The 14344-nt window shown below is 51.3% G+C and carries 11 protein-coding genes; 6 read left to right on the top strand and 5 right to left on the bottom strand.

The window, feature by feature from the left end:
• Positions 1-7: 7 nt before the first annotated feature.
• Both HU175_RS09485 and HU175_RS09480 read right to left on the bottom strand, forming a co-directional pair.
• Positions 8-1411, bottom strand: a complete 1404-nt coding sequence (locus HU175_RS09485) for a sensor histidine kinase (protein ID WP_176566364.1) — start codon at positions 1409-1411, stop codon at positions 8-10.
• Positions 1412-1417: 6 nt separating this feature from the next.
• On the bottom strand, positions 1418-2392 hold the full coding sequence (locus tag HU175_RS09480; protein WP_228724382.1) for an acyl-ACP desaturase: 975 nt from the start codon (positions 2390-2392) through the stop codon (positions 1418-1420).
• A 183-nt stretch (positions 2393-2575) separates the two neighbouring features.
• On the opposite strand from HU175_RS09480, the gene HU175_RS09475 reads away from it, so the two are divergent.
• Both HU175_RS09475 and HU175_RS09470 read left to right on the top strand, forming a co-directional pair.
• Positions 2576-3325: a lysophospholipid acyltransferase family protein gene (locus HU175_RS09475; protein ID WP_176566363.1), complete on the top strand. Its 750-nt coding sequence runs from the start codon at positions 2576-2578 to the stop codon at positions 3323-3325.
• A gap of 9 nt (positions 3326-3334) precedes the next feature.
• Positions 3335-4639, top strand: coding sequence for a serine hydrolase (locus HU175_RS09470; protein ID WP_176566362.1), 1305 nt, complete (start codon positions 3335-3337; stop codon positions 4637-4639).
• Positions 4640-5401: 762 nt separating this feature from the next.
• On the opposite strand, the gene HU175_RS09465 is transcribed toward HU175_RS09470, so the two are convergent.
• Positions 5402-6829, bottom strand: a complete 1428-nt coding sequence (locus HU175_RS09465) for a sigma-54-dependent transcriptional regulator (protein ID WP_176566361.1) — start codon at positions 6827-6829, stop codon at positions 5402-5404.
• Between the two features lie 112 nt (positions 6830-6941).
• Between HU175_RS09465 and HU175_RS09460 the strand changes: the two genes are divergently transcribed.
• Together HU175_RS09460 and HU175_RS09455 are read left to right on the top strand one after the other, a co-directional pair.
• A complete protein-coding gene (locus tag HU175_RS09460) occupies positions 6942-8690 on the top strand; it encodes an ArnT family glycosyltransferase (protein WP_176566360.1) in 1749 nt (582 codons plus the stop codon).
• 200 nt (positions 8691-8890) lie between these two features.
• A complete protein-coding gene (locus HU175_RS09455) occupies positions 8891-10138 on the top strand; it encodes an efflux RND transporter periplasmic adaptor subunit (RefSeq protein ID WP_176566359.1) in 1248 nt (415 codons plus the stop codon).
• Positions 10139-10239: 101 nt separating this feature from the next.
• On the opposite strand, the gene HU175_RS09450 is transcribed toward HU175_RS09455, so the two are convergent.
• Positions 10240-10602: a four helix bundle protein gene (locus tag HU175_RS09450; protein ID WP_176566358.1), complete on the bottom strand. Its 363-nt coding sequence runs from the start codon at positions 10600-10602 to the stop codon at positions 10240-10242.
• A gap of 90 nt (positions 10603-10692) precedes the next feature.
• Here HU175_RS09450 and HU175_RS09445 point away from each other — a divergent pair, with 90 nt between their 5' ends.
• Positions 10693-11370 (top strand): ABC transporter ATP-binding protein, encoded by a 678-nt coding sequence (locus HU175_RS09445; RefSeq protein WP_176566357.1) that lies wholly within the window; start codon positions 10693-10695, stop codon positions 11368-11370.
• 36 nt (positions 11371-11406) lie between these two features.
• On the opposite strand, the gene HU175_RS09440 is transcribed toward HU175_RS09445, so the two are convergent.
• Positions 11407-11850, bottom strand: a complete 444-nt coding sequence (locus HU175_RS09440) for a hypothetical protein (protein WP_176566356.1) — start codon at positions 11848-11850, stop codon at positions 11407-11409.
• A 36-nt stretch (positions 11851-11886) separates the two neighbouring features.
• Between HU175_RS09440 and HU175_RS09435 the strand changes: the two genes are divergently transcribed.
• Positions 11887-14271, top strand: coding sequence for an ABC transporter permease (locus HU175_RS09435; protein WP_176566355.1), 2385 nt, complete (start codon positions 11887-11889; stop codon positions 14269-14271).
• Positions 14272-14344 lie beyond the last annotated feature (73 nt).

The following is a 14344-nucleotide window of genomic DNA, read 5'->3' as shown; positions in this document are numbered from 1 at the left end:
TGTTTCATTAAAAAATCAGTTGAAAGACGCTGCCTGATCCCGGCGTCGACTCAGCCAGTAATTGTCCTCCGTGACGCTGCATAATCTGACGGGATAAACTCAACCCAATGCCCGATCCTGTTTTTTTGGTGGTATAGAACGGGATGAAAATTTGCTCCATCGCTTCCGGCTCGATACCCGGCCCATTATCAGCAACCTGAATCACGATCTGACTGTTGCTGGACAGGGCGGTGAGCTGGACCGTAGGACTACTGACGCGGGTCAGGCTTTCGATGGCGTTTTTCAGCAGATTCAACAGCACCATTTCAATCTGTCCGGCATCGGCCCGGATGGTTAGCTCGGGCGAGGACACGCGGACGGTTACCTGACTTTTTCGCGCTTCAGGCTGCATCAGCTGCGCTACGTGGCGGAGCAGCTGATCGACGGCCACATCGGTAAGAACGGGCTGCGGGATGGTCGTAAAATGCCGATACGCGTCAACGAATTTCATGATACCAGCGCCCCGCTGTTCGATCGTCGCCAGCGCATCGCGCAGGTCACTGATAGACGCCGAAAAGGTAGCAGCCGAAATATTCACCTGACCATTAGCCTCCGTCTCTCCCAGCGGCACCAGGTCGGTCTCTACAATGTCGCGCATGGTTCCAGACAGGGACACAATGGGCGTGATGGAATTCATGATTTCGTGGCGCAGCACCTTGGTCAGGTTCTGCCAGGCATCCAGTTCCCGCTGTTGCAGCTCCGTCCGGATGTTCTGCAGCGAAACGACCGTAACCAGTCGCCCACGCAACCGAACGGCGGTACAACGCACCGACAGTTCGCCATCCATCCGGCCTTTGTTGACCTGATACAACAGCGAGCCACTGGTAGCAGCGGCCCGGTTGTGCTCTGTAGCGATAGTGTCAGCATCACGCAGTAATCTGACCAGTTCGGGGTGAGCCGCTTCCAGATCGCCCAGCGTTCGAAGCCGGTAGATGCCCAGCAGCCGTAATGCGGCCTGATTGACCAGTTCAATCTGCTCCGATGCATCAAACGTGAGCAGGCCTACGTTGACGTGCTGGATAATCGTATTGATGTAGTGTAGACTGGCTTCATTCTCAGCGCGGGCTCGCTGAAAAGCGGCCATGACCTCGTTGAACTGCGTATTAAGCTCCCGAAACGTTGGCCCCAGATTACTATCCGTTCGAAAACTGATTGTAAAATCGGAATAACGGATCGATTCCAGAAACTGCGTCAGCTTTCGGTTCAGACCTGTTACGTAAGTGTACAGATTAGCGGCCTGCCAGGCCAGCAAACCAGCCGGCAGCATGATCCACAATCCGCTCGCCCGTTGCAGGAACATAGCGGTCAGAAGGCCTGTCCAGCAGACGATCCCGACAACACGCCAGCCAATGCCCAGGGCGAAACGGTTCATGCTCGCTTAACCGATCCAGCTGAATGGGTACTCCAGGGTGGGCACTTTTGTCCGCTCCGCAATCCGGCGTAGCCGGGCAGGAAGCGCCATCAGGTAATCGCGTGCCCGTTGTCCGGCATCGTTCAGATCCGAAACACCCGCAATGTTCCAATCGACCAGCAGCGCGTCGGCAATGTCAATGTAGTCATGCGTAGTGTAGACACCCAGTCGTTGAGCCGCGTCGGAGAAGTGACTGAATGTCTGCCCGATCTTCACGCCGGTTTCGCGCAGAAAGTGGGCAGGCATCACAATTTTCTTGCGCATCATGTCTTCAAAAGCCAGCATCATTTCGGACGGATCGACCTCAAAAATCTGGCTTACGAACGCTTTGTAGGCTTTGGCGTGTCGCATTTCATCGGAAGCGATGACACCACAGATTTTTGATAACTGAGGGCAGCCTGCCTGTTTGGCCAGCGTTGCCGTCCGGCGGTGCGATACGTTGGTGGCCAGCTCCTGAAAGGAGGTATACACAAAGTTCCGGTACGGGTCTTTCCCCGTGCCGATATCAAAGCCATCGGCAATGAGGTACTGCGTCGACACTTCCATCGCCCGCATGTTCACCCGACCCGACAGGTACAGAAATTTATTCAGCAGATCGCCGTGACGATTCTCTTCGGCGGTCCAGCCCCGTATCCAGCGGCTCCAGCTGTGGTTCTCGCCCTGCTCAACGCCTTCCATGTCCATGAGCCAGGATTCGTAGGTGGGCAGGGCTTCTTCGGTGATGGTATCACCAATAAGCACGGCGACATAGTCGTAGGGCAGTTCGCGCGCGCTTTCCTGGAGCAGCTTCACCTCGCTCAAGAAATTTTCCTGCGTCGAATCCGGCAGAAAATCAGAGGGTTGCCAGTTTTTTTCGATGGGTTTGAGGTAATCATCCAGGGCGATGTCGATCTTCTCGCCAAGGAACCGCATTACATCCAACCGTGTGCCCGATATACTCATAAACTTAATAACGCCAGAAAGGGGGTAATTGATTTTACTGGCAAGTTACGGCTAAAATAAACGATAGTTTTGCGGGGCTTCACCTTTTTCTGTTAGCCCATATCTCGGCGAATGACAAGCGATTTAGTACTTTTGGCTAAACCATTACGTCTAGTTCCAATTCGTTAGCACAGCAGTGCCTGTATGAAAAAAGTTATTGATTACCTGCTCAGTTGCCTCTACCTCCTTTATTTCGGTCTCTTACTCCTCATTTTTCACGTTATTCAGGTCATTGCCTTCAACGTGTTCGGTAAGCAGGCGCATAAGAACGTCGTCGATTACATGAACGGGGGCATCATGCTGGGCTGGTACCTGACGGGGAGTACCGTTCGGTACCGCCAGCTCACCGACCTGCCCACCGATCGGCCTATCATTTTCGTGGCAAACCACCAGAGTATGTTCGACATTTCGCCCATCTACTGGTTTCTGCGCAAACACTCGCCGGTATTTGTGTCTAAAGTCGAACTGGCTCATGGTATTCCCAGTATTTCGTACAATCTACGCAAAAGCGGAGCCGCTCTCATTAACCGATCGGATCCCAAACAGGCCATTATGGAAATTGCACGACTGGGTAAGCTCATTCAGCAAGAAACGCGCTCGGTGGTGATTTTTCCGGAAGGAACCCGCTCGCCATCGGGGAACATGCGTACGTTCGCGCCGGGTGGTGTGGGCGTGTTGCTCAAACGGGCACCCAAAGCACTGATCGTTCCGGTTGTTATTCGGGGAACGGGTCGGTTCAACCCGAAAGGTCTTTTTCCGTTGTGCTCCTTTACCCCTATGTCCTGGACCGTTTTACCCGGTATCGAGCCCGCCGGACAAACGCCGGAAGCGGTGGTACAGCAGGCCTACGAAGCCATGATAACCGAATTGGCTAGTTCTCAAGTTACTGCTTAATACGTCTCTATGAGCTACCGATACGTTCTTCTGCTGGGTATTTTTCTGACGTATTTTCTCGTTTCGCCCAGTTTCGGGCAGGCGCGAACGGATGCGTTCCTGACTGAACTGCTAAAGAAAAACGACAACCCATTGTTCCAGCAGGTGCTGCGGCAACCCGATACGTATCGATTGCAGATTATTTACACCCAGATCAATCGGGACAAAACCAATAAACCGTCGTTCACCAACTACTACGTTAACGTCGATAGTACAGCGTATTTCAACCCAGCCTCAACAGTGAAGTTGCCCCTGGCGCTGCTTTCCCTGGAGAAACTGAACAAGCTGGGAGTAGCTGGCGTGGATAAATTTACGACCATGCAGGTCGACAGCAGCGACAAAAGCCAGACGAAATCCTGGCGCGACAACACCGCCGAAACGGGTTACCCATCTATCGCGCAATTCATTAGAAAGGCATTTCTGGTCAGTGACAACGATGCCTACAACCGGATGTACGAGTTTGTGGGTCAGCAAACTATCAACCGCTCCCTGCACGCCAAAGGCTATCTGGATACGCGAATAACGCATCGGTTCATTCGGCTCACGCCCGACGAAAACCGCCGGACGAATCCTGTTCGTTTCCTCGATAAACAGGGAAACCTGCTTTATAACCAGCCAGCCACTTACAACGATGATCCGTTCGATTTCAGCCGAACGGCCAAACTGGGCAAGGGGTATCTGACAGGTAAAGACAGTCTGGTGAGCGAGCCCTTCGACTTTACCGGGCGAAACAAGCTCCCCCTGGAATCGCTGCATCAGATTCTCCGGTCGGTTATGTTTCCAGAGTCGGTTCCTGCTACACAGCGTTTTTCGCTAATGAAAGATGACTACGCGTTCCTGTATCAGTATTTATCGCAGTTGCCCGGCGAAACCAATTACCCGAAGTATGACGGTACCCAGTATTACGACACCTACGTCAAGTTCTTTTTCCGGGACAGTTTGCACCATCAACTCCCGCCCGGTGTCCGGATATTTAACAAAGTGGGCTGGGCGTACGGATTCGCGACGGACGCGTCGTACGTAGTCGACTTTACAAACAAGATTGAGTTCATGTTGTCGGCCACGATTTACGTTAATCGCGATGGAATCCTGAACGACAACAAATATGAGTACGACAGCGTAGCACAGCCGTTTTTCTATCAGCTGGGACAGACCATTTACCAGTACGAACTCGGTAGGAAACGAGCGCATGTTCCTGACCTAAGCCGCTTTCGCGTCCGGTACGAAACACGCAAAAACGATCAGCGACCGACGATCAAAAATGTCGACAATTAAGCATTAACGCATTAGTAGTCAATTCTTTTAGTTTCGGTACAGGATATACCAGGAGTCACCCAAGTGGTGATCTACCCAAAATTTAGAAACTTATTAGTAGCTAAATAAAGAGGTCAGCGAAGGCGTATCAATATCCTGCTGACCTATCTTACACCAAGCTATCGGTTAATTTAGCCAGGCATGCGTTGCTGATAAGACGAATAGGCGTAATCACACACTACTAAGTTCGCTTCAACGTAGCGTTTAGCTTGATTACCATGAAAAAGTACAGACTACTTTTAGCGTTAGTATTCTTTATCCTGTTGAGCAACTATCCACCACTAAATTTCTTCATGAGATTAGTGGGTGGCGACAGCATAAAAACTGTGGCCAGTGAAAGCATGTATGTTACGGCAGATTTAAATTACATACACCAAGGACCACTAAGCGATTCACTTAAAAACGTTTGTTACAATCAATACAAGGCTACCTACAAAAGTGCTGATAATACGTTGTACAGAATTCAAAAGATAGAGCCATGGAAGTTCTGGAACTGGATCAGTTATCTATCTGAGGAAAAATGGAAACAACCATACAAAAACGTATCATCGGATAAACTAACACTAGCCCTGAGTCGATTTTCAAAGACGTATGTGACAATAGATGGTACGTTTAATGGGTGTTATTCAAAACTTCGCCCGGTCGTTTCTAGCAAATCAGTGCACTACAGCAAGTTGGCGTCCAACTATCAGTAATAGCGGTGGCTAAACGTCAATGCTCTGGCTACAGACCAAACTTTTCCAAACGACGGTACAGGGCTTGCCGCGACAAACCCAGCTCCCGCGCTACGTCAGTAATACTGCCCCGGTGCTTCTGCATGGCCTGCTGAATCAATTGCCGCTCCATGTCTTCCAGTTGGAGTGTTTCGTTAACAGGCGACGTGGATGAAGCGTCTTTCCGGAAAACAAAATCGGCGGGTTCCAGTGTTTTGCCAGGCGCCAGAATAACCGCCCGTTCGATGGCGTGCTGCAGTTCCCGTACGTTCCCCGGCCAGCGATACTGCTTCATCTCGGCCAGTAACGCCGGACTTAATCCCGTTACAGAGCGGCCGTACTGCCTGGCGTATTTCTTCAGAAAGTGGTCTGCCAGTGGCGCGATGTCCGTCGGTCGATTACGTAGCGCAGGCAGGTGTAGTTCAATCGTATTGATTCGGTACACTAAGTCCTGTCTAAACGACCGCTCGGCCACCCGTTCGTTCAGATCAACGTTCGTGGCACAGATCAATCGCACGTCAATGGATTTGGCTTTGTTCGATCCAATGCGCGTAACCTGGCGCTGCTGCAATACGGTCAGTAAGCGTGCCTGCTGGGATAAGGTCAGGTTACCGATCTCATCCAGAAAAATCGTTCCGCCATTGGCTTCTTCAAACCGTCCGGCGCGATCCTCGCGGGCATCCGTGAACGCTCCTTTTACGTGACCGAACAGTTCACTCTCGAACAAACTTTCGGATAGAGCACCAACATCCACGCTGATGAACGGCTTGTCTTTCCGGTTCGACTGTTCATGAACTGCCCGCGCCACCAGGTCTTTCCCCGTCCCGTTCTCGCCCAGAATCAATACGTTCGCGTCTGTCGGCGCGACGCGTTCAACTGTATCCAGAATTGGTTGCATAGCGCTACCAATGAGCGATTGAGTGACAGAATGATTGGGCGAATGGCTTCCAGCCTTCCGGTTTTTCTCGGCCAGATTTCTTGGTTCGTCGCTGTTAGCCTCGTTACCCTTTCGACCCGATCCGGCGTCCCGGTTCGCTCCGCCCGGCGGCCCGGTTTCGCTCTTTTCCACTGCCCCCCGGATCGTCTCGACAAACTTGTCGTTCTGCCAGGGTTTCAGCACGAAGTCAGCAGCTCCCGCCTTCATAGCTCGAACCGCCATTTCGACGTCGCCGTATGCCGTGAACAACACAACCCGGGCCTGCGGATTAATATCAAGAATCCGGTCGAGCCAGGCAAATCCTTCGCGGCCACTGCTCACATCGCGCTGAAAATTCATATCCAGCACGATGGCATCGTAGTGGTTATTATTAAGCAAAAACGGCAGTTTTTCGGGATTCTTTTCAATATCTACGGAGCCAACGTGCCGCTTAAGCAGCAGCCGGGCCGCCAGTAATACGTCTGGGTCGTCGTCGACGATAAGCAATTTAGCGTCTTGCATACGCCAAAGATAAACGAGTCGGGGGATTGTTGCATGTTCCCGATGGATGAACGGCATTTTGGGCTTTTCTTACGTACTTTACCCGCCACAGCGGCCCTCGCTACGTATCCGAATGATAGTACCCGATCAACGTTCTTCCTCACTTCCTTTTTCTGACCGCTGGTTCTACGGCCTGGTGGCGGTCGGCATTTTCCTCAACGCAACTGGTTTGTATTCGGCCATTCTGGAACCCGACGGTGCCCTTTATGCCACCATTGCCAAGCGCATGGCGCAAACCGGCGATTTCGTTAATCTGTACGCTCTCGACAACGACTGGCTCGACAAACCGCATTTCCCGTTCTGGATGACGGCCATTAGTTATTTGAGTTTCGGCATCACCAGTTTTGCCTATAAGTTACCAGGTCTATTGTTCTTTTTTATGGGTGTAGCGTACACGTATGCGTTCGCCCGGCTGGCGTATTCCAAACTCGTCGCGCAGGTAGCCGCGCTGGTCATCTTAACCGCCTTCCATACCATTCTGTCAAACGGCGACGTACGGGCCGAGCCGTACCTGACGGGCCTGATTATTGGCGCGGTCTATCACTTTTATCGCATCTATCTGGGAGCCCGTTTCTACCACCTCGTCCTCGGTGCTTTCTGGACGGCATGTGCCTTAATGACAAAAGGGCCGTTTGTGCTCGTTCCGATCGGGGCGGGTCTGGTAATCTACTGGTTGCTGACTGGTCAATGGCACGAACTTCTCAAGCCGCGCTGGTACGTAGCAGTCCTTGTGTCGTTCGTCTTCACGCTCCCCGAAATCTATTGCCTGTATCAGCAATTCGACCTGCACCCCGAAAAAGTGGTGTTCGACGAAACCAACGTATCGGGCGTTAAATTCTTTTTCTGGGATAGCCAGTTCGGGCGGTTTTTCAACACAGGGCCAATCAAAGGGCAGGGCGATAAGCTTTTCTTTCTACACACCCTGTTATGGGCCTTTATTCCCTGGTCCTTACCGTTGTACGTTGGTGTTGGCAAAGCGCTGGCAGGCCTTTTTAAAAGACAGAATCCTCGGCCAATCCAGGCCGGACCAGAGTATGTATCACTTGGCTCTGGACTCGCGACGTTCCTGCTGTTTTCGCTCTCGGGGTTTCAGCTGCCGCACTACATCAATATCGTTTTCCCGTTCTACGCCGTCCTGACCGCGCAGTTCCTGGTTAGTCTATCGCCCGTAGCCCTGAAGCGCTGGACGATCGGGCAATCCATCATCGGTGTCTTATTGATCGGCGTCATCATCTGGGTGGTACTACTCGTTAAGCCGCCCCAGCAGACCGGCGCTATCAGTTGGTCGTTACTCCTCCTGGTTATGACGTTTTTATTATTTCGTCAGAATAACCTACTAGGTCTAGCCGGCCGTATGGTAGGTGTCATGCTGGTGTTGGCAAGCGTCATGAATTTTGTCCTATACCCCCTATTCATGCAGTATCAGGCGGGTATGGCGGCTGCACAGCACGTGAACGAAAATCCAGCGCTGGCTCGTCAGCAAACGTGGCTCTACGAACCAGGAACGGGCGTTGGAGGGGGTAGCTACTGGTCGTATGAGTTTTACGCCAATGGTTCGGCGCCGTATGTACGTTCCGATTCGGCATTACGTGCCCTGGTCAGCACTGGCCCAAAACGGATCTTTGCCGACGGCCCGTTCATCGACGCGCTGTCCAAAAATGATTTCATCGTTCAGCCGCTGGCCGTTTTTCCCTATTTTCCAGTTAGTCGTTTATCCTATCCGTTTCTGAACTACGCAACTCGAAACCAGACGCTTCAGCCGTACGTGCTGGTAGAGGTGTCGGAGGCTGAACAAGAGCGCCGGACCAGAACAGAAGATTGAACGAGTGGATAGCATAATGACTTGCCTAAGCTGAAAGCGGACAGGAATCGTCCGAAAGCGGACAGCCCTTCAATTGGCGCCAATCGCCAACATACTGATAAACAATACACTAGTACAGTTGGCACGGCTATTGAAAAGTTTGGCTTGACGACAGAGGTTAAGCGCTCTTTCGCTCGTTCATTCTTTCGCTTATTACACCAATGGACCGCGTCTTACCTAAACGATTCTGGACGAACCAACGCATCGCTCTCGCCGGAGGAGGTGTGTTGATCGCAGCTGTACTGGCTTACACGCTTTTCTTTGCCGACCGACGTTCAACGCTGAACGTTGAAAAAGATAAAATCACCGTCTCGGACGTAACGATCGGCCCCTTCGAGGATTTTATCGCCGTTACGGGGGTAGTTCAACCCCTGAAAACGATCCGGCTGGATGCTATCGAAGGCGGCTACGTCACGCAGAAGCTGGTTGAAGGGGGAACGATGGTGAACAAAGGCGACGTCCTTCTGAAGCTGGAAAACCAGAGTCTTAAACTCAGCTTTCTACAATCGGAAACGGAAGCGAACCGGCTGGTGAATGATCTCCAGAATACCCGCCAACGGATTCAGATCGAACGCTTTACGCTCCGCAAAACCCTGGCTGACCTCGACGCTCAGATCGACCAGGCCAAAGACAGTTACGACCGTCAGGCCAAGCTCTATAAAGACAAGGTTGTTTCGGAAGAGGACTACCTGAAAGCCAAACGGGCTTACGAACGGCTAACCAGTCAGCGGAAGATTGAAACCGAAACCCAGAAGTACCAGGAAGATAACGCTAAGTTTCAAATCAAACAGCTCGAAGGGACGCTGGCCCGGACGCAGAAAAACGTGGCTCTCTGGCAGCAAACGCTGGATAATCTGGTCGTGAAAGCGCCGGTATCCGGTCAGTTATCAAGCATCGACGTAGAAGTTGGCTCAAACATCAACCGGGGCCAGAATATTGGCCAGATTGATGACATGAACGGCTTCAAAATGCGCGTCGGTGTCGACGAGCATTACATCAGCCGGGTTTTCTCAGGGCTGAACGGTACGTTCGAATTTAGTGGTAAAACATACCCGCTGGCCATTAGCCGGGTCTATCCGGAAGTAAAAAGCGGTCGTTTCGAAGTCGATATGATTTTCCCGAAGGGGGCACCCGAAGGCATCAAGCGTGGCCAATCGTCGCCGATACAATTGGAACTGGGCAAGGCGGCCAAAGCCACGCTGCTGCCGGTGGGCGGCTTCTTCTCCGATACGGGCGGCAACTGGGTGTACGTAGTTGACAAATCGGGCAAGCGGGCCGTTAAGCGCACCATCACGCTGGGCCGCAAGAACCCTGAATATTACGAAGTCCTTTCCGGCCTCGAACCCGGCGATCAGGTGATCACCAGCAGCTACGAGAATTTCGGGGAGAATGAGGTGTTGGAGTTTTAGAAAAGGAGGAAAGGGAAGAGGGGGAAGAGAGGGAAGAGAGGGACGAAAGGGCTTTCTATATGATACTTTTCATCCCTTCTTCACACTTCTAATTTTTTCATTTACTCAAATTTCTCAACCCGCGTTTTGATCAGATTTTGTAGCATGGATGAGATGATTCGGCTTTTGCTTAGCAGTTGGTTACCGGTTTCCGAATCTAAAATATTGACGCCTACAGCTAGATGAATTTGCGTCCGTAACTCGCCGTTTGAGCCTTTCGCTATGCGTAGAAATCGTATGAATTCTTTATTTGTGTGTCGCTCAAAGCCCTCAGCAATATTGGATGGGACAGATACAGCCGAGCGACGCATTTGATCACGTAGACTATAGTCTCTACAGTCAGCCAACAACTTATAGAGGTCAATTGCCTGCGCTAGTCCCTTTTGCCACACTAACAGATCTTCAAACTTTTCAACTTTAGCCATAATATTAGAGAGTTCAGGTGAGTACAGACAAAACTACTGAAATCCCGTTCGTCCCTTTACTCCCTCTCCTCCCATTCCTCCCCAAAGATTATGATCCAAACCATCAATCTCCAGAAACTCTTCGCGACGGAAGAAGTGGAAACAACCGCTCTGAACGGCATTAACATGGAAGTCCGGGATGGCGAATTTGTCGCTATCATGGGCCCGTCGGGTTGCGGCAAATCGACGCTGCTGAACATCCTGGGACTACTCGACAATCCGAGCGAAGGCGAATACAATTTCTACGGCACGGCCGTAGCCAGAATGTCGGAGCGGCAGCGGGCACAACTGCGGAAAGGCTCGATTGGGTTCGTGTTTCAGAGCTTCAACCTGATCGACGAACTGACCGTTTATGAAAACGTTGAACTACCGTTGCTCTATCTGAAAACGCCCGCTGATGAACGGAAAAAGCGCGTGGAGGAAGCGCTGGAGCGGATGAGCATTATGCACCGCCGGAATCACTTTCCGCAGCAACTATCGGGTGGACAGCAACAGCGGACAGCCATCGCGCGGGCGGTCGTTGCCAAACCCAAACTGATACTGGCCGATGAGCCGACCGGTAACCTCGACTCGAAAAACGGGGAAGAAGTAATGAAGCTGCTGAGCGAGCTGAACGACGAAGGCACGACCATCATCATGGTAACGCACTCACCCTATGATTCGGGCTTTGCGCACCGGGTCATCAACCTGTTTGATGGGAAAGTAGTAACGGAGAATTTCCACGTGTAGTTGGTAAACAGTCGACGTACAATTTTCCGATTCAGCCTACAAAAAACTGTTCAGGTCAAGATCCAGTACGTCGGAAAACGACGAGGGTACAGTAACTCCAGCATCGCCTTTTTTGTACCGGAGCCACTGCTTTGTTCGGTAATCATAGATAAAGCCTTCTATAATGCCGTAGAAGCCGTCGTCGATCAGTTGAATTACTTTGTGCAAATCACTTTTCAACCCATTGGTATGACACACTTCAATAATGATCGGTGTTTGAGCGGCTTCGTTATCCCGAAGGGAAATGTCAGGAACCTGACTGGCTTTCCCTTCGTCAAGCATTGTTTCGGGCAACGGTTCGAGTGAGATGCTCCGCTCACGGTGGTATAACACGCCCAAACCGATGGTCAGTAACGAAATGATACGCTGGTGATCAATGGGAGCCCACACGCCGAGACCTTCATTAACTAACAATGGATGCATAGTTGAAGGGAAATACATAAAGATCTGTTTTTAACAAACTTACAATAAACGCCTATGCTCCGCAACTACCTCAAAATCGCGATTCGTAGCTTGTGGCGAAATCGCCTATTCACGACGATTAACGTAATCGGTCTAGCCGTAGGACTGGCGTGCGTGGTAGTCCTGATCCTGTTTGCCCAGAAATACCTGTCTTGGGATACGGCTCATGAAAAGCTGGACCGAATCTACATTGTCCAAAGTAAAATACCTGAGTACGGTACGTTTAACCAGTCTGTGTATCCGTTGCTCGACCAGATGCTACGCGACTATCCGGAAATTGAGACCGGTACGCATATCCAGAGTTGGAATGCTCCCTGGCTGGAATACGGGAGCAAGAGCGTACAGGAAGCTACGTCTTACGTTGATTCCACTTTTTTTCGGGTATTTACCTTTCCGTTTAAGTACGGCGATCCGGCTACGGCGCTACGTGACAAACGTTCGGTAATCGTCAGCGAGAGAGTGGCGCGTCAGTTGTTCGGCTCTATCAATCCGGTGGGCAAATACGTAACAGTCAGTGATACATTACAGTACCTTGTTACCGGTGTACTGGATAAAATTCCGGCTAATTCGTCCCAGCAGTTCGATGTCCTGCTTTCCGCGGCAAACCTAACGGATAACGCTGGTTTCAGGAATCAGGCCAACTGGTACAACAACTTCGCCAGTACGTTTATTCTGCTTAAAGAAGGCACTGATCCAGCTCAACTGGAAGCCAAATTGCCTCAGTTGGTCAAAAACCATTTCGATGCGGAGGCCAAAAATCGGTCGCTACTGGTCAGCCCATACAAAAATTTCATTCATACCGAAAATCCGTCGTTCGCCGGTTTGATTCAGGGATCCCTTGTGATTGCCTTATTCTTGCTATTCATCATCAGTGTAAACCTCATCAATCTTAATACCGCGTCGGCGCTGCCCAGGGCGAAGGAAGTGGCCGTGCGGCAGGTGGTCGGGGCAGAGAGGCAGTCGGTATTACGTCAGTTCTGGACCGAGTCGGGAATGGTCGTACTAACGTCATTGATCCTGTCGGTGCTGTTTGCGACGTATTACCTGATTCCGAATTTTAACCGACTTCGCAGCGAGAATATGCAGCTGGACATCGATCTGGCCACCGATTACCCGACTATTCTGACGGTATTACTTGTAGCACTGACGGTTGCTCTGATTGCCGGTACGTATCCAGCGCTGTATCTGCTCGGATTGAAAACAACCGACGCCGTAAAAGGCAAACTTGTCAGCAATCCGAAAAAAGGCCAGTTACGGCGGGATAGCCTGATTACGTTGCAGTTTACGCTGGCTGTCGTCCTGATTCTGGGTACTATTGGTATGCGCCAGCAGATTCAGTTTATGAAAGAAGCAGATCTTGGGTATGACCGGAACAACGTGCTGGTTTTCAAAACTGACCTGGCGTACCGAAACGAAGAAACGGCCGTTACTCAAGGCAAAGGCATCCTGAACCGGCTGCGGCAGAACCCAAACGTAGCGTCGTTTACAAGTACGTATTACACGCCCGTTGGGTATCAGACTAATTTTAACAACTATTATCCTGAAGGGGATGAGGCCCGGAAAATCAATGTCCGGCACATGGGCGGGGCCATCCGGTTTAATGAAACCTACAAGATACCATTGCGGGAGGGTCGTAACTTTTCGGACGTAACGACTGCCGATTCAGCCAGTAACGCGGTTATCATCAACGAAGCGGCTATGCGGGCATTTGGCTGGAAAACTGGCGTCGGCAAGAAAATTCGGCAGGTTAGCAATCCTACCCTGTACACCGTTGTCGGTGTAACGAAAGATTATCATTATCAGGCTCTAACGGGTCAGATTGAGCCCACAGTCCAATGGTATGGCGGCCCCGAACGGTTGAGTAGTTTTCTGACAGTACGGCTGACCGATGCCACCAAAGCATCGGCCGTCATTGCCGAACTGGAGCGTGAATTCAAGAAAATCCCGGCTCGACGTACCCTTACGTATTCGTACCTATCCGATGATGTAGCCCGCTCGTATCGCTCGATGGAGAACATCTGGCAAATGATCAGTTTCGTGACAGCCATCTCAATTCTGATTGCCTGTGCGGGCATTTTCGGGCTTGTTACGCTTTTAGCCCAGCAACGCACCAAAGAGATTGGGATCCGAAAAGTGCTGGGTGCGTCGTTGGCCGACGTTACATTTCTGCTCTCGAAAGATTTCTTGAGACTTGTAGTACTGGCAATTCTGATTGCCATGCCAATTGGCTGGTGGCTTGGCCAGAAAATACTCAGCACGTTTGCCTACCGCATTAAAATTGAGTGGTGGTTTATGGCCCTGGCCGCTGGGCTTGCTATTCTGATCGCGTTTGCCACGGTAAGCTACCAGAGTATTCGGGCCGCCTTAGTTAATCCCGTCAAATCGTTACGTTCCGAATAACCCGCGTAGGGTTCGGAGGCTAGGGCGAATGGACGCCCCTGCCCCCCACCCTGAACCCTAAGCCCTATACCCA

The organism is Spirosoma sp. KUDC1026, assembly GCF_013375035.1.
Lineage (GTDB): Bacteria > Bacteroidota > Bacteroidia > Cytophagales > Spirosomataceae > Spirosoma.
This window is presented reverse-complemented; position numbering and strand designations above follow the sequence as displayed.